Genomic DNA, 16,565 nt, shown 5'->3' with positions numbered 1-16,565 from the left:
AGCAGTGGCCGTCTGGGACGACCTGGTGGGCCAGGAGCGGGTGGTCGAGCAGCTGACCGCCGCGGCCCGGGCGGCCGGGGCGGCGGTCGAGGCCGGTCGCGGGGCCGCGCCGGCCGAGGGCACGAACGCCTCCCTGATGACACACGCCTGGCTGTTCACCGGCCCGCCCGGTGCCGGTCAGGTCACCGCCGCGCGTTCCTTCGCCGCCGCCCTCCAGTGCACCAGCCCCGATCTCGCGCTCGGCGGCACGCCCGGCTGCGGGTTCTGCGACGGCTGCCACACCGTGCTGGCGGGCAGCCACGCCGACGTGAAGTACGTCCGTACGGACGGCCTGTCCATCGGCGTCGGCGACATGCGCGAACTGGTGCTGCGCGCCTCCAGCTACCCGACCGGCGGCCGCTGGTCGGTGATCCTGGTGGACGCCGCCCACCGGCTCACCGAGGCCGCCGCGAACGCGCTGCTCAAGGGCGTGGAGGAGCCTTCTCCGCGCACCGTCTGGCTGCTCTGTGCCCCCTCCGTCCAGGACGTGCTGCCGACCATCCGCTCCCGCTGCCGGCTGCTGGTGCTGCGCACCCCCGCCGCCGAGGCGGTCGCCGACACCCTGGTCCGCCGCGACGGCGTCGACCCGGAGACGGCCCGGCTCGCCGCGCTCGCCGGACAGGGCGACATCGAACGCTCGCGCCGCCTCGCCGTCGACGAGCAGGCCCGCACCCGCCGGACGGAGGTGCTGCGGATCCCGCTGGAGGTCGGCGACATCGGCGGCTGCCTGGCCGCCGCCCAGCGCCTGGTCGACACCGCCAAGGCCGATGCCGAGGCGCTCGCCGAGACCCAGGACGCCAAGGAGACCGACGACCTCAAGGCCGCCTACGGCGCCGCCGAGGGCAGCAAGGCGCCGCGCGGCATGGCCGGGGCGGTCAAGGAGCTGGAGAAGCGGCAGAAGAGCCGCGCCACCCGCACCCGCCGGGAGACCCTCGGCGTCGCCCTGCTCGACCTGCTCGGCTTCTACCGGGACGTGCTCGCGATCCAGCTCGGCTCCACCGGCGCGCTCGCCAACGAGGACCAGCGGCAGGCACTGAACCGGGTCGCCCAGGCCGGTCCCGCGGAGGGCACGCTGCGCCGGATCGAGGCGGTGCTGGCCTGCCGCCGGGCGCTGGACCGCAACGTGGACCCGCTGCTCGCGGTCGAGGCGATGACGGTGGCGCTGCGCGCGGGCTGAGCAGGCCTCCGGGGGCGGGTGCCGCGTCGAGGCGCGCGGCGGGCCTTCGGGTGATCTGACGACCCCACCTCGTCCGTCACCTCGTCCGTCACTCGTCCGTCACCTCCCCCGGCGCCGGACGCGCTCCACCGGCCGACGGCCGTACGCCTCCCGGAGCCGGTGCGCTGTCCCACCTTCGAGTGAACGAGCGATACGCGCCGGGCACACCCGCGTGTGACGGTCCGCCGGTTGTGCACGCTGGGGGCCGACTGCGCCCGGTGCCGGGCCGGTCGCCTCCCGTACGCGCCGGGTCCGGTCCGGCGCCGGCCCTCTCTCCGAGGCGGTGCGTCGCATGGTTCGTTCGCTCCTCGTCATCCCCCTACTGGCCGCCGCCCTCGGCGGGATCTGGCTGGCCCGCGGTGCCCTCCAGCGCTGGCGCGACCTGCGTGCCGCCGAGACCTACGAGCTGGCCGGGGACCGGTGGCCGATGCTGCTGCGGGCGGCCGGGGCGATGGTCTGCGGGGTGTGCGTCAGCGGGTTGACGCTGCTCACCGCCCTCGGGGCCTTCGGCGGTCTCGGCCACGGCGACCAGCGGCCGGAGCGGGCGGAGCCGGCCGTGGACGCGGCGGGTCCGGGCGGAGGGGCGGCCGGGGGGCCTGCGGCCGGCGCGGCGGCCCGTCAGCAGGCGGCGCCGCCGGTGGCCGCCGAGCCGGCCGCCGCTGCCGCCACCACGCCCCCCGCCGTGGTGAGCCGCTTCGACAGCGTCGGCCGTCCGGGCGGCGGCGAGCTGCTGCAGTCCGCCGTGCTGGGCCCCGACGGGCGCCCGCGCAACGTCAGGGTCTGGCTCCCCCCGCAGTACGCCAAGGAGCCCAACACGCGCTTCCCGGTCGTGGTGATGCACGCGGCCGCGCCGAGCAAGACCGCCGACGCCGAGGTCCCGGACGTCTTCGAGGGCATCGGCTCGGCGCTGCAGAGCGGCAAGACCCGTCCGTTCATCCTGGTCGCCCCCGAGGCGCCGAACGGCACCGCGCACCCCTGCGAGCTGGTCGCCGCCGCCCCGGCCGCCGTCGCCGACGACGCGACGCTGCGCACCACCATCGCGGCCTCCTTCCGCACCCTGCCGCCGGGCCCGGCCTCCTGGGGCACCCTCGGCGTCGACGGCGGCGCGCCGTGCGCGGCCGCCGCCGGGCTGGCCCGCCCCGACCTGTACGGCGCGGCCGCGGCGGTCTCCGGCCGGTACGACGCCGCCGCGCTCACCCAGACCGGCGCCGAGGCCCCGACCGGGAGCGCGGCCAAGCTGCTGCTGGCCGCCGCCAAGGCCGACGCCGCCGGGCTGGACGCGGCCCGCAAGCTCCAGGCCTCGTTGAAGGCGGGCCCGGGCCCGGCGGCCAAGGCCGAGGTGCGGATCTCGGACAACGTGCAGGACTTCACCCCCGACCGGGAGCGGCTGCGGCTGGTCCGGCAGGCGGCGCAGTTCCTGGCCGAGGCGCTGGCCAAGGCGTCCTGAGCGCCGGCCGAGCGGGCGCTACGCTGCCCGGTGCCCCGAGGTGCGGGTACCGGGCAGCGGCGTTCCCGCCGCTTCCTCTTCCTTCTGTCTTCCTGTCTTCGTTCCTTCCGACCTTCGAGGAGAGCAACCGGATGAGGACCTTCGGACGGGTGCGGGTGCCGGCCGCCGCGGTGCGGGTGTCCGCCGCGGCACTGGTCGTCGGGCTGCTGGCGGGCGGGTGCGGTGCGGGCCCGTCCGGCGAGCCGGGGGCGGCCTCGTCCGATTCGGCCGGCACCGCCGCGCCCGTGGCCGCGGCCGCCGCACCGGGGGTCACCCCGCTGGAGCCGCTGCCCGCTGCCGTCCCGGCCGCGCTCGCGCCGTACTACGCGCAGCGGCCGGCCTGGCAGCCGTGCGACGGGGGGTTCGAGTGCACGACGTTCCGGGTGCCGCTGGACTACGACCACCCGGGCGACGGCGACGTCACGCTGGCGGCCGCCCGCGCGGCTGCGGAGCCCGCCGGTTCCGCCGAATCCGCCGCGACCGATGTGGCCAGCGCCGGTGCCGGTGCCGGCTCCCACGAGCCGCGGCTCGGCTCGCTGCTGCTCAACCCGGGCGGTCCCGGCGGCTCGGCGATCGAGTACCTGGAGTCCGCCGCCCGGACGTACGACCGCGGGGTGCGCGCCCAGTACGACCTGGTCGGCCTGGACCCGCGCGGGGTCGGCCGCAGCAACCCGGTCACCTGCCTGAGCGGAGACCGGATGGACGCCTACACCGCCGTCGACCTGACCCCCGGCGACCAGCGCGGGATCGACGCGCTGATCGCCGCCGACAAGGAGTTCGCCGAGGGCTGCCGGAAGCAGGCCGGGGCCGCGCTCGGCCACCTCAGCACCGTCGAGGCCGCCCGCGACATGGACGTGCTGCGCGCCCTGCTGGGCGACGAGCGGCTGAACTTCGTCGGCAAGTCCTACGGCACCTTCCTCGGCGCCACCTACGCCGGGCTCTTCCCGAACCGGGTCGGCCGACTGGTGCTGGACGGCGCGATGGACCCGGCGCTCGACTCGGTCACCGGCAACCGCACCCAGGCCGGCGGCTTCGAGACCGCCTGGGCCGCCTTCGCCAAGGACTGCGCCAAGCGCGAGGACTGCCCGCTCGGCCGGACCGAGCAGCAGGTCGGCGAGCAGCTCACCGCCCTGTTCGCGGCCGTCCAGACCGCCTCGCTGCCCACCGGCGACAACGGGCGCCGGCTCACCGAGTCCCAGGCGACCACCGGCGTCATCGAGGCCATGTACGCCGACTTCCTCTGGCCCAAGCTGCGCACCGCGCTCTCCGACGCCAAGGCCGGCGACGGCACCGGACTGCTGAAGCTCTCCGACGCCTACTACGGGCGCGAGGCGGACGGCACGTACCCCAACCTGATGTTCGCCAACACGGCGGTGAACTGCCTCGACCTGCCCGCCCCCTTCCACGGGCCGGAGGACGTCCAGCGGGCGGTGCCGGACTTCGAGCGGGTCTCGCCGCACTTCGGGCGCGACATGGCCTGGATGGCGCTGACCTGCGCCTACTGGCCGGTGCGGGCCACCGGGGCGGCACACACCGTCCGGGCGGCCGGCGCCGCCCCGATCGTCGTGGTCGGCACCACCCGCGACCCGGCCACCCCGTACGCCTGGGCCCGGTCCCTGGCCGGACAGCTGGAGTCCGGCCGGCTGCTCACCTTCGACGGGGACGGCCACACCGCGTACGGCCGGCACAGCGCCTGCGTGGACGGCGCGGTGAACCACTACCTGCTGACGGGGGAGGCCCCGGAGCAGGGCAAGCGCTGCGACCGGTAGCGCGGGGGCCGGGCGGGCGGGGGCCTTCGGCCGGTAGTTCTCGCTTCAATCGACCGTCTGTACGACGTTACGATGAGCGCCCCCCTGCCCCCTTCCCCGCACCGGAGCGCATCGTGCTCGGAGTCAACGACCTGGCGACCTACGTCCTCGGCGCCCTCGTCATCGTCCTGCTGCCCGGCCCCAACTCCCTGTACGTACTCTCCGTCGCGGCCCGCAAGGGCATCCGGACCGGCTACCGGGCCGCCGCCGGCGTCTTCGTCGGGGACTTCACCCTGATCAGCCTCACCTCGCTCGGCGCCGCCTCCCTGCTGAAGGCCAACCCCGCAGTCTTCGCCGTGGTCAAGTTCGGCGGCGCCGCCTACCTGCTCTGGATCGGCTACGGCATGCTCCGCGCCGCCCGCCAGCTCTGGCTCGAACGCCGGGCCGCGGCCCCCGCCACCGACGAGGCCCCCGAGTCCGCCGAGAACCCCTTCCGCCGCGCCCTGGTGATCAGCCTCCTCAACCCCAAGGCCATCCTCTTCCTGCTCTCCTTCTTCACCCAGTTCGTCGACCCCTCCTACGGGCAGCCCGCCCTGTCCTTCGCCCTCCTCGGCGGCATCCTGCAGACCTTCAGCCTGCTCTACCTCTCCCTGCTGATCTTCGCGGGCACCACCCTCGCCACCGCCTTCCGCCGCCGCAAGCGCCTCTCCGCCACCCTCACCAGCGGCGTAGCCCTCCTCTTCGCCGGCTTCGCCGCCAAGCTCGCCGTCTCCTCCGCCTGACCCACCCACCGGGTATCCGAGTACGGATCACCGTCGAACCTGTGTAAACTAACCCGCGTTGCCACCACAGGTGACAACGGTGCCGCCTTAGCTCAGTTGGCCAGAGCAACGCACTCGTAATGCGTAGGTCGCGGGTTCGAATCCCGCAGGCGGCTCCAAGGTAAACCCCAGGTCAGGCCTCTGACCTGGGGTTTTTCGTCTGCGTGGACCATGGAATGCCTCGAGTTGGACGCTGTGAGGCTACGCATGCAGTGCGTCGGTCGCGGCTTGCCGACTCTCAGTAGTCTTGGGCTGCACTCGGGCTCTGACCTGCAGTTTTGCAAAATTGCGCGTCGGATCCGACACGCCATCAGGGATTAGGTGAGGCCAAGGTGCGGCCATCTGTGCAGTGTGGGTGCTGATACGAGGCGCGGACAGCGTTTTAGTGAGGCGTCGTTGACTGTCGCTGTTGTTGGCATCCGACAAGCGGTTGCCTTGATGCGCAGGGCTGCATGCGGCCCGGGATGGGCATGGTTGGAGGTTGGTCGCTGCCGAGCCAACGTTTTAAGGCGTCGCTGTCAGTCGGGAGGCACGGTTGCGTCCAGGGAAGTGGTGTGGCCGATCAACCCGGCGTCGTGTGGGGGTAGCGCGGGGAGCGCTTTCGGGGAACTCGGCGGGGGAAGAACTGGTCCATGGTTCCCTCGGGTAGGTAGCGACAGGGGAACGCCACTCGTCGTGCAGTTCGAAGAGCACGGCGGCGACCAGCCGCGGGAGCGCTTCGTCGTTCCAGAGGACTTGGACGACGTCGGCGCGGCGCTTGACCTCGCGGTTGATCCGCTCCAGCGGGTTGGTTGACTGGATCTTCTTCCAGTGTCGCTCCAGGAAGGCTGTGAAGGCCCTCAGGTCGTCCTTTGCTGCCAGCAGCATCGCCTAGACTTTCGGGAACTGTGTGCCGAGCATGCCGGCGACCGTATCGACTGGGCTCGGATAGCGTCCGCGGTGAGCTGGGCACAGATCGTGGGGATCGTCGCCGCGACCATCTGTCCGGCTTCCTTGCTCATCACGCTGAAGATGTTGCGCAGGAAGTGAACCCCGCGGCGCTCGTGAACGGCCCCGAGCATGACCCTCCGGACGGCCTTGACCAGCCCTGCGTGGTGGTCGCCGATCACAAGCCGGACTGGGCACACGTCCCCGGCTTATGCCCTAGCTGTGATCGCCCGCACCACGCCACGGGACGTTATCGATGTGCGCGACACCGAATCGGCACGAGCACTCGCTGATCAGCTCGATTTCTTCGTCCCCGTGGCGCCCGGCGCGGCTGCGACCGTCGAAGCGTTTCTGGAGGTGATCCAGGAGCACGCCAGCGCGGCTCGGCAGTACTACCAGTCGACGATGAGGTCGCAGCTTCGCAGTCCTGCCGGCACTACGCCGCACCAACACCTACGTTCCTCAGTCGCTGGCGCGCGTCGGCCGCGACGACCGGCCGGAGGGATACGTCGCCCACCTGGACTGGAAGAAGGTGTCTCCCAACCTGCGCGAGGTCCAGGGGGGCCTGGCGATCAGTACGGAGCGGTGCGACCAGCGGCCACGTACTCAACGGACTACGACGTCGCGATCTACGGTAAGTGGCGATCTATCCTCCGAGCGTCACTATCCTTGTCTAACGACACCTCACTAGACGTGACAGGGGAGGAGGTGGTGTCGAGCGTGGAGGGGATAGCACGCGGCGGGTCGGTGGAGGTGCTCAAACACCTACACCTGCAACTCGATCACCACTTTCGGATGCTCCACGAGCGTCGCCAGGCCCTGCGGCCGCCAGCTCCCGTCTACGCGTTGGAGCACGACCTCGTCGGTGAGGAACTCGAACTGCTCCTGGCCGCAGTGCGGGGGGCCGTCGCTGACGGACTCGACGCGCGCTATCGCACATGGTGGTTGCCCTTCGTGGTGTTTGCCGCCGAGATCGGCTACGACTACGTCGGGGGCGAGTTCTGGCCCCTCTGGGCACAGCGGGCGCCGGGGTGGGAGGGCGGGCCCGATTGGAACGTCCCAGCCAACCGGAAACGCATTAGGCAGTGGTTCAGACGGTTTGCAGACGCCTACGGAGGGGCGGAGCCGACAGGCGGCTTCGCCTCGAACTTCACCATCATTGCGTGGCCGATCACACATGCCGTGATGCCTGCGGACCTTCAACGACAGATGGCCCAGCTCCTGTTCGATTCGCGAGGAGTACTGACTGCTGAGTTGCTGGCTGATCCTGACGCGCTGGGTGCATGTCTGGCGTCGCGCACGGGCGGATACAGCGAGCGCTTCCGCATCCTCTGCGGCAATCAGAGCCTCCTGGGCCAGGTCGCAGTTGCACTGCTCTCGGGCGACGAGGACGAGTCTCCATACCTGGTACGGTCGACACTCGTTCGCCTGGTCGCCGGCCTGAGTGATGAACAGGTATCCCGTAGTTGGCTGTCGCGCGCCAGGCACTCCGCCAATGTGATCCGCTCGAGCGGCTTCCTTCCGACAGGAGCCGGTTCCGCGGCTCTCCAGCGAAGGCGCCGCGTCCCGGCTGTAAGCAACCCAAGGCTGTTCCTGCGCAACCAAAATGGTGGCTGGCGGCCGTATCTCGAACTGCCCGACCTCACGCCGCTGCAAGCAAGCAACCCACAAGTCGATCAGGAGCTTCGGAGTCTGCGTCCACGGGTCGAAGGCATTCCTCGCCCGCTTGCGCGCGGGCGGCTGCTGTGGCCCGGCAAAGTGCTGCTGCCAACCTGGCCCCGACCCGGCGCTCCAGCCATCGCACTGGAGCGCGGATCGGATGCCGTCAATGAGCTGATCGCCGAGCACTGCTCCATCGATCCGGGGCCGTGGTGGCTGTTCGCGAGACGATCAGCCAGGGAAGCCATCGAGGTAAAGGGCAAGTTCGTCCGACCCGGCAAGGAGTACTGCCTGGTTGGACGAGCCGGCAGTAGCCCGCCGTCGTTGCCCTGGATCGTGCCGACCATGACCCCGATGGAAGGCGTCCATGTCTTCGAGTGCAAGGTCCCGGAGATCATCGGCGCGGCGGAAGTCGAGCAACTTAAAGTTGTCGGGCTAACAGTGACGTCCGACGTCTCGATTCGACCGGTCGGACTGGTGCCAGGATCCTGGGACGGAGACGGTGCCGTCGAGTGGCTTGCCGGGGAGCCGGCCATGCTGGCCGTCAAGTCTGCGCACGCCGCGGACAAGTGTGCCGTGACCGTAGACCGCGGCCTCCCCTTCGTGCTGGAGTTCCCGGAAGGCGAACCGGAGCTGTTCTTTGCTCTGGAGAACCTCACAGTGGGCACGCACGATGTGAACGTTGCGCTGCTCACTCCAGAGACGGATCGGCCCCGCTTCAGCGGCTCCCTGGCGATTACGATCCGTGACCCGCACAGCAGCCGCGAAGCCGCGACGGAAGGTACTGCGATCCGGCTGTTCACCACACCGGCGCGCCCAAAGATGGCTGAACTGTGGGATGGCAGGGCGAGTCTCTCGATTGACGGTCCGCTGGAGACAAGGGCCGAACTATCGATCACTCTTCGCGGCGGTGATGGTTCGGATCTGGAAAGGCAGCTCTACGGCATCTCGGTGCCCTTCAGTGATGGAGCATGGGAGAGGCTGACGGAGCAGGTCTTGCGCAAGAAGAAGATGCTCAGCGCGTTCGAAGAGGCCGAGTCATGTGAGGTGTCGGTATTTCGGAACGGAGTTGGATTCGCATCCCTGGTATGCGAACGCGGCTTCGACCCGCTCCGCTGGGTGCTCGCCAAGCGGCACAGCGGGCAACACGATGCTCGGCTGGTAGACCGGACAGGGAGCGACGACACTCAGGTGCATATGTTCTCGGTGGAGGACCCGCTGGTCGGCAAGGAGTGGGATCCTCGTGGGCCCATCGCTGTGCCAGCTACAGGCGGACTCCTCCAAGCGACCTCCGGCAAACTGGCAGCAGCGATCATCCTGCCACCCGAGCCAAACCTACTGCGCCACACCGACCCAGCCATGCCGCGATCTTCGGGTGACACGCTCCATGAGGTCCAGCGGCTCATCGAAGGGCACCGCCGGTGGCTCGATGCCGATCTCCCGGCTGACCTGTTCGCTCGTCACCAGCAGGCGCAAGTCCTCGAGGCGGTCACTATGGCGCTTGTGTCCGTCATCGCCGGGCACCGGTGGGCGAACCTCGAGCGCAAGCGCAAGAAAGCAGGTGCGCACCGGCAGATCGAGTTGCTCGATGAAATGGAGAATCTCGTAGGGGAGAGCTTCAAACAACGTGCCGCAGCCAAGCGGATCGCTCGTCATCTTTGGCAGTGGGTGGATTCACCGGATGCCCTGAGTGACGGATTGGCTGACGCCATTGAAGTCCTCGTGACGTTCAGCGGCATGGGTGATCCTCATGCTGTAGCGGACTTCCTTCTGGCGCTCGCGAGCAAGCCGGGGGCGGTCGCGACTTGGGCAGAGCCCGAAAGGGACCGGCTCCTGAGGTGTGTGCTTATTTCCCCCGCCCTCATCCGGGCAGGAAGGTTCGCGGTGTTGGGGACTGAAGCCCTCCGGGATGCATCGGACCAGCCGGCTTCCGGGGACCGCCGATGAGTGTTAACGCGCTCAGCCGCCATGAGGTCGCCAGCCGTACCGTCCACACGCTCGGCTTGGACGAGACGGTGATCGATCTGAGTGCACCCGAAGCGATCTGCTCGTCATTGCGCCGAGCGGCTTCGTTCCTGTGCCCGGCGACACCGCGTGAACTCGTCGACGCGGTGATGGAGGTGCTGGGTCCGCTCGACGTCTCCTCCTCGGCCACTCGTGGCCAGCTAGCGACCCAGTTGGATCTGCTGGTGGCAATCGGCGACCTAGTCGAACTCCCGAACCGGATGGACCGTGGAAGTAGGAAGCTCTATCTCGCTCCGCCTTCGTATGTGACGCAGGCACCCGGGCGCTACCTCTTGCTGGGTGTGCGGCCCGACGGCCTTCCGCTCCTGGACGAGTCTGTCGGCGCGTGCGTGAGCCACGAGGGCCATGTGCGGTCCATCGAACTCGATGCCACGATGGGGCCGGCCTGGTTACATGCGGCCGGACTCCATGAGATCAGCATTCACGACTGGTGCAGGCAACCGAGTGTGGCCAGCGCTACCAGTGTCGTCGGCGGGATGCGTCAGCGCCTGGACAGGGCAGCACAATCAGGTCTTGTGAGCGATCTGAAGCTCCTCGACCCTGAGTCGTCAGTCCTCCACTATCGGGCCCGCTGGCGGCTTCCCTCCGACGGTGACTCCGGAGACTACGTTGCTCGTCGCCCGCAAGCATATGGCGCTGACTTGTGGTCTTTCGTTCGCATGGATAATGGCCGGCCCCTAGCCCTCATCGATCTGCCGACTGACGATCCTGCTGGCTCAGCGTGCGACGAGGCGTGGCGGCTTCAGGCAGCGATCGACGCCGCCCGGGGAGAGCCGCAACTTGTGCGCATCCGGCCTGCCGGCGGAGTTCCAGGGAGTCACCCTCTCGATCTGTTCGGCCCCGTGCCTGGGTGGGCGCAGCGGTACCTGGAACTCGTGGCCGTGCCTGTCCCCCGAGCCAGGGATGCGCTGATCACCTATCGCGTTCCGCTCTGGGCGATCGGCGAACTAACGGAGTTCTTCACTGACATGCTGTGGATGCACGTCAACGATGAGGGAGGAGTGGCGTGACCACGGAAGCACCCACGATCGCAGAGACTATCGCCAGCATTCAGGCGGCTCTTCGGGACTACATCGAGGCCACGTACCACGTGGGACACCCCACCGTGATCGAGCAGCGTCGCGAGTTGCTGAAGCGGGAGGGCGTGCTCTTCCGCGCGCCGTTCATCGAGAGCACTCCCCGCTACCAGACTGGCCGAGGCTTCGGTGATCTCGAACTCGATGCAGCAGCCAAGACGCTCCTTGGTGCCCTGAGTGCACGTGTCGGTGCTCACCAGCCACTCCTCTACGACCCGCCGTACACCCACCAGGCGGAGGCCCTGGAGTGGACGACTCGAGATGGCTTCAGTCTGGCTGTGACGACCGGCACAGGTTCCGGAAAGACGGAGACGTTCCTCGAACCGATGCTGGCGAAGCTCGCAACGGAGGCTGCACACAAGCCTGAGTCATTCGCAGCACCCTCCGTACGGGCCCTGATTCTCTATCCGATGAACGCGCTGGTGAACGACCAACTGGGACGTCTTCGGCTGCTGCTCGGCGACCCGCGAGTCACTGCGCAGTTCACCGCATGGGCCGGACGTCCAGCACGCTTCGCCCGCTACACGAGCCGCACCCTGTATCCCGGTGTTCGGCGAGTCGAGAAGGATCAAGAGCGGCTGCGGTCGATTGAGGACTTCTACATCGACCTCATCGACCGGGCGTCCAACCCCGCGGCGCAAGGACATAGCGAAGCCACCGCTCTCATTGAGAAACTGCAGTCGCGTGGAAAGTGGCCGGCCAAACCGGACCTGAAAGCCTGGTACGGAGAGCGCGGCTCCCGCTGGAAGAACAGGAAGGGCGAGTTCATTCGTGCGGTCCTCCGGCCTGAGGACCCCGAGCTCCTGACGCGCCATGAAGTGCTGGACACGCCGCCAGACGTGCTCATCACGAACTACTCGATGCTTGAGTACATGCTCATGCGTCCGCTCGAGCGGCCGGTCTTCGATGCGACCCGGGCATGGTTGGAGAACAACCCGGACGAGAGGTTCCTCCTGGTCGTAGACGAGGCCCACCTCTACCGCGGAGCGGCTGGCGCCGAGGTAGCGCTCCTGCTCCGGCGACTCCGTGCAAGGCTTGGGATCACGCCCGATCGGCTGCAGGTGATCTGCACAAGCGCGAGCTTTGCCAGCGCGGAGTACGCGCGCCTGTTTGCTGCGCAGTTGAGTGGCAAGTCTCCAGACGACTTCAAGACGGTGGAAGGACGGCTTGCCCTGCGGGAACCCGCCACCACCGGGACCATCCAGGACGCAGAGGTCCTTGCTGCCGTACCGATGCACACGTTCTACGAGGCGGAGTCAGACGCTGGCCGCATTGACGCGGTCCGCGGGTTGCTGGACTACCGGGAGGTCACTGAGAAGGCGCCCGGAGTCAGCGCGGGTCAACTGCTCCACGAGGCCCTAGTCGACTTCGCGCCGATGAATCTGCTCGTCAACCAGACGATGCAAAGGGCTCATCCGCTCGATGAACTGGGTGCCAGCATCTTTCCCGCTGCGGAGAAGGAGCTTGCCGATAGAGCGGCCTCAACGCTGGTAGCGCTCGGAAGCGCCGCCCGCCGGTCAACGGATGACGCCGGGCTGCTGCCGTGCCGAGTGCACGCGTTCTTCCGAGGGCTGGCAGGATTGTGGGCCTGTCTTGACCCCGAATGTTCAGAGGTCGACCGGGAGGCGAGCTCGGAGCCTGGTCCGGTCGGCAGGCTCTACGCCCAGCCGCAGGCCACATGCGGATGCGGAGCCCGTGTCTTCGAGTTGTATACCTGCCGGCACTGCGGCTCCGCTTATGCGCGAGCCTATACGGACGATGTACTTGAACCATCCCATCTCTGGCACGAGCCAGGTGCGGATTTCTATTCCTCCACTGGTTCCATCCCCGAACTCCAAGCGCTCGATCTACTGCTGGAGGCCCCGTCGCATGACGCGGCTAACGTGGAGCCCGCGGACCTTGATCTCATCACCGGTCGACTCAATCCACCAGGGAAGCTCGGGCCACGCACGCGCAGCATCTTCATCCCTCGGCTCCGTGGGGGAGAGTCCGTCGGAAGTGATGATGATGGCGAAGAGGGTGAGGCGAACGGCGAGTTCAAGCCCTGCGGCGTGTGCGGGCGACTCGCTGGCTTCGGTCGATCATCGGTACAGGATCACCAGACGAAGGGTGATCAGCCCTTCCAGGCGTTGGTGACTCGTCAAGTCGAGGTACAACCGCCTGGCGCGCAACCGTACAGCGACTTCGCCCCGTTGCGCGGGCGCAAGGTGCTCGCATTCTCCGACTCCCGGCAGGTTGCCGCGCGACTTGCGCCCAACCTACAGACCTACTCGCTGCGCGATGTCATGCGGCCGGTGATCCTGCGGGGGTGGCGGGAGCTCGCTAATCACCAAGTTCTGGGGCCGATTCTCGCTCTGGACAGGCTGTATGTGGCGGTTATGGCCGGATCACATGTGCTGTCAGTGCGGCTGCGTCCAGAACTGCGCCCGACAGAGTCGCTCCAGGTGATGGGCACGGTCGCACGGGCAATCGACAAGGGCGCGCTCACAGGCAACCTCGCTGAAATGGGTGCGCTCTTCACCACCGCCCAGCCGCCGCAGTCGCTGTTGCGCGCTATGTATGCAACGCTCACGGACAAGTACTACGGGTTGTCATCGCTTGGGTTGGCCTCGATCCGTGAGCGGGCGAACCTCACGGACGAGTTGCTCGCGAAGTTGCCGGATATCGGCGGCGTCGCAGAGGGTGCCGAAGCCAAGCTGGCTTTTGTCCGGTTGTGGCTGGCTGCTTGGAGCGGCCCTGGCATCTGGTTCACGTCGATGACTGACGGGGATTGGTGGAAGCAGAAGGGCGGCGTCCAGCCACACGCGGGAAGGTTCAAGTCCGTCGACCGCTTGCTCGAATCGAACGCCGCAAGGAAGACGTTCAGGGAGGGTTGGCTGCCCACACTGCTCACAGCCTTCTGCGAATCGGTAGGTAGCGGTAACTACCGCATGCTGGCCTCGAATTTGGCTTTGGAACTCGGTGGGCAGTGGGGCTACTGCGAGCGGTGTCGCTTCACGCAGCGGCCACTTCCTGGCAGTTGCAAGTGCGGTAGTTGTGGCGCCGATCGAGTCCGCACCCTGGACCCCGATACCGATCCGGTCTTCCAGGCCCGGAAGGGCTACTATCGAGCCAGTGCCGTCCGGGCTCTCAGCAGCCCGCCTGAGCTGCCCATGAGTATCATCGCCGCCGAGCACACGGCGCAGCTCAACGCCGCGCAGTCGGACGCCGTCTTCTCTAAGGCCGAGGAGCACGAGTTGCTCTTCCAGGACGTTGATCTCGGCCGATCCTCGCAGGGAGAGCAGTCGCGCGCCGCCATTGACGTGCTTTCCTGCACGACCACCATGGAGGTTGGCATCGACATCGGCAACCTGACCGGTGTGGCCTTGCGCAACATGCCGCCGTCTCGTGCCAACTACCAGCAACGAGCGGGCCGGGCCGGCCGCCGTGGCAATGCTGTCGCCACAGTGCTTGCCTTTGGCAGCGCTGACACGCACGACGACCATTACTTCCGCCAGCCAGACCTGATGATCCGCGGCAAGGTCGATGATCCGGTGTTGACCATGGACAACGAAGAAATCGTGCGGCGCCATGTCATCGCCTATCTGCTGCAGCGTTACCACCAAGATCGACTGCCAGCAATCCAGCCCGAGGACCAGCCTCAGCTCTTCGAAGTTCTGGGGCGGGTCACCTCATTCACAGGGACGACATCCCCGCTCAACCGAACGGACCTGGAAGAGTGGCTGAAGAGCAAGGAGAACGTGCTTCGCGAAGAGGTCGCGGCCTGGCTTCCCGACGAACTGAGCGCAGACGCCCGTACAGAAGTCCTACAAGCCATCGTGACGCGAACGCTTTTCGAGATCGACAGAGCTCTCGAGCTTGACCTTGACGGGTCGCCCGTGGAGGCGAATACGGTCGAAGACCCGCTGCTGAACTCTGAGGAGGAGGTTGAACCCCCGGTAGAGCTCGACTCGGAGGAGCCGAACGCCCGACGGAGCCAGAAGAACCTGCTCGACCGTCTCCTGTACAAGGGCGTCCTGCCGCGCTACGCGTTTCCGACCGATGTGGTCGCCTTCCACGTCTTCGATGTCAACTCGTCCATGCGGTTCAACACCCAGTTCCAATATGCTGCCAGTCAGGGTCTCACGGTGGCGCTCAGCCAGTATGCGCCGGGCAAGGTGGTGTGGATCGACAACAAGGAATGGACCTCTGGGGCCATCTACTCACCGGTCCAGAAGGAGCGCTATCAGGCATGGCAGGAACGGCTGCTCTACTTCGAATGCCAGGACTGTCACTACGCCAAGCACTTCCCATTCGATGAGGCAGAGCGCGGAAAGGAGCGCCACTGTCCGGCCTGCGGCGCAGAGGGTAAGTTCGGCAAGGCCAAGACCTGGATGCGACCGCCCGGGTTCGCGCACCCGGCAGACCAGGATCCGGGAACGAGCCCGGACGACGCCCCGGCGCGCAGCTACGCGACGCGCGCCAAGCTCATGGCACCTGGGCCGACGGAGGAGACCGCCTGGAAGCGAGTCACTGAACGCGTGGCACAGACGTACCGCAGAGAAACTCTGCTGGTCACCAACACCGGCCCCCGCAACGAGGGATACACGTACTGCACCCGCTGCGGCCTCATCGAACCGACCGCTATGGCCACGGGAAGGCTGCTCGCTACCCACAAGAAGCCCTTCCCCGACCTGAAGGCACCAGAATGCCCCGGCACCGGCTCAACCCGCGGGATGGTGTTGGGCACCGACTTCATTTCCGACGTGCTCTTGGTGCGCTTGAGGGTCGACTCGCCGATCACGCTGAGGCCAGCGAATCTCTCGACGCACATCGCACTGCGCTCAGTTGCTGAAGCGCTCACGATCGCGGCGACCCTAAAGCTCGGCATTGAAGCCACGGAGTTGCAGGCGGAGTACCGGCCGGCGCTGACTGCCCTAGGTAACGAAGGGCTGGAAGCCGAGATTTACCTCTACGACACGCTTGCGGGCGGAGCTGGCTTCGCTCGAAGGGTCAGCGACTACGGCGTGGAGATCCTCGAGGAGACGCTGAAACTTCTTGAGGACTGCCCGGAGAACTGCGACCAGTCCTGCTACAGGTGTCTGCGCAGCTTCCGGAATCGCTTTGAGCACAGCCTCCTCGACCGTCATGTCGGCGCCAGCCTTCTGCGGTACCTGATCCACGGGACAGCACCCACCCTGAACGACGAACGGCTCGAGCGATCGGCCGACACCCTCTACGAGGACCTTAGTAGTCGAGGGTGCGACGCGCACTTCACGCGTGGCGCCAAGCTCGAAATCGAGGGCGTCGGAGCAATCACCGCGCCCATCCTGGTGCAGCGCGGCAACCAGCAGTGGATCTTCGGCGTGCATGACCCGCTATGCCCTGACGTGGCACCCACCGACGAGCTGCGTCGCGCGAAGGAGGCAGGTAGCGTGCCAGTCTATCTGATCGACGATACGGTCATCTCCCGCAACCTCCCGTTCGCCAGCAATCAGGTGCTTCAGACCTTGACCTAGGCGAGAGCGGACAACGGCCCGCCGCCCCACCGCACTCCGGCGGCGGGCCTTCTGCGGCTACAGCACGGTA

General features: G+C 67.8%; 9 protein-coding genes and 1 tRNA gene. 8 read left to right on the top strand and 2 right to left on the bottom strand.

Features of this window, described 5'->3' with window-relative positions:
* The first annotated feature begins 4 nt into the window (after nucleotides 1-4).
* From IE332_RS00335 to IE332_RS00315, 5 genes are all read left to right on the top strand, one after another.
* Entirely contained in the window at nucleotides 5-1,216 is a 1,212-nt protein-coding gene (locus IE332_RS00335; RefSeq protein ID WP_189913513.1) for a DNA polymerase III subunit delta', read from the top strand.
* Between the two features lie 331 nt (nucleotides 1,217-1,547).
* A complete protein-coding gene (locus tag IE332_RS00330; protein ID WP_189913002.1) occupies nucleotides 1,548-2,702 on the top strand; it encodes a hypothetical protein in 1,155 nt (384 codons plus the stop codon).
* Between the two features lie 131 nt (nucleotides 2,703-2,833).
* Nucleotides 2,834-4,510: an alpha/beta hydrolase gene (locus tag IE332_RS00325; protein WP_189913001.1), complete on the top strand. Its 1,677-nt coding sequence runs from the start codon at nucleotides 2,834-2,836 to the stop codon at nucleotides 4,508-4,510.
* Between the two features lie 113 nt (nucleotides 4,511-4,623).
* On the top strand, nucleotides 4,624-5,271 hold the full coding sequence (leuE, locus tag IE332_RS00320; protein ID WP_189913000.1) for a leucine efflux protein LeuE: 648 nt from the start codon (nucleotides 4,624-4,626) through the stop codon (nucleotides 5,269-5,271).
* 81 nt (nucleotides 5,272-5,352) lie between these two features.
* Nucleotides 5,353-5,429 (top strand) — tRNA-Thr (locus IE332_RS00315).
* Nucleotides 5,430-5,814: 385 nt separating this feature from the next.
* On the opposite strand, the gene IE332_RS00310 is transcribed toward IE332_RS00315, so the two are convergent.
* Together IE332_RS00310 and IE332_RS41710 are read right to left on the bottom strand one after the other, a co-directional pair.
* Nucleotides 5,815-6,177 (bottom strand): transposase, encoded by a 363-nt coding sequence (locus IE332_RS00310; RefSeq protein ID WP_189912999.1) that lies wholly within the window; start codon nucleotides 6,175-6,177, stop codon nucleotides 5,815-5,817.
* Nucleotides 6,150-6,371 carry a hypothetical protein gene (locus IE332_RS41710; protein ID WP_268256519.1) on the bottom strand — a complete coding sequence of 74 codons (222 nt, stop codon included), beginning with the start codon at nucleotides 6,369-6,371 and terminating at the stop codon, nucleotides 6,150-6,152. The genes IE332_RS00310 and IE332_RS41710 overlap by 28 nt, the downstream gene beginning before the upstream one ends.
* A gap of 577 nt (nucleotides 6,372-6,948) precedes the next feature.
* On the opposite strand from IE332_RS41710, the gene IE332_RS00300 reads away from it, so the two are divergent.
* From IE332_RS00300 to IE332_RS00290, 3 genes are read left to right on the top strand one after another with little or no spacing between them, the layout of a single operon-like run.
* Nucleotides 6,949-9,843, top strand: a complete 2,895-nt coding sequence (locus IE332_RS00300) for a hypothetical protein (RefSeq protein ID WP_189912997.1) — start codon at nucleotides 6,949-6,951, stop codon at nucleotides 9,841-9,843.
* Nucleotides 9,840-10,931 carry a hypothetical protein gene (locus IE332_RS00295; RefSeq protein WP_189912996.1) on the top strand — a complete coding sequence of 364 codons (1,092 nt, stop codon included), beginning with the start codon at nucleotides 9,840-9,842 and terminating at the stop codon, nucleotides 10,929-10,931. Before IE332_RS00300 ends, IE332_RS00295 begins: the two co-directional genes overlap by 4 nt.
* Nucleotides 10,928-16,495 carry a DEAD/DEAH box helicase family protein gene (locus IE332_RS00290; RefSeq protein WP_189912995.1) on the top strand — a complete coding sequence of 1,856 codons (5,568 nt, stop codon included), beginning with the start codon at nucleotides 10,928-10,930 and terminating at the stop codon, nucleotides 16,493-16,495. The genes IE332_RS00295 and IE332_RS00290 overlap by 4 nt, the downstream gene beginning before the upstream one ends.
* The last annotated feature ends 70 nt before the right edge of the window (nucleotides 16,496-16,565 follow it).

The sequence above is a fragment of the Kitasatospora xanthocidica genome, assembly GCF_014656195.1.
In the GTDB taxonomy this organism is placed as follows: domain Bacteria; phylum Actinomycetota; class Actinomycetes; order Streptomycetales; family Streptomycetaceae; genus Kitasatospora; species Kitasatospora xanthocidica.
Note: the sequence above shows the minus strand (reverse complement) of the source record. Positions and strands in the feature narration are given on the sequence as shown.

What these genes read in the sequence shown, in the direction of transcription:
- IE332_RS00330 (WP_189913002.1), top strand. Translation starts at nt 1,548, where the DNA reads ATGGTTCGTTCGCTCCTCGTCATCCCCCTACTGGCCGCCGCCCTCGGC.
- IE332_RS00325 (WP_189913001.1), top strand. Translation starts at nt 2,834, where the DNA reads ATGAGGACCTTCGGACGGGTGCGGGTGCCGGCCGCCGCGGTGCGGGTG.
- IE332_RS41710 (WP_268256519.1), bottom strand. Translation starts at nt 6,371, where the DNA reads ATGCTCGGGGCCGTTCACGAGCGCCGCGGGGTTCACTTCCTGCGCAAC.
- IE332_RS00295 (WP_189912996.1), top strand. Translation starts at nt 9,840, where the DNA reads ATGAGTGTTAACGCGCTCAGCCGCCATGAGGTCGCCAGCCGTACCGTC.
- IE332_RS00310 (WP_189912999.1), bottom strand. Translation starts at nt 6,177, where the DNA reads ATGCTGCTGGCAGCAAAGGACGACCTGAGGGCCTTCACAGCCTTCCTG.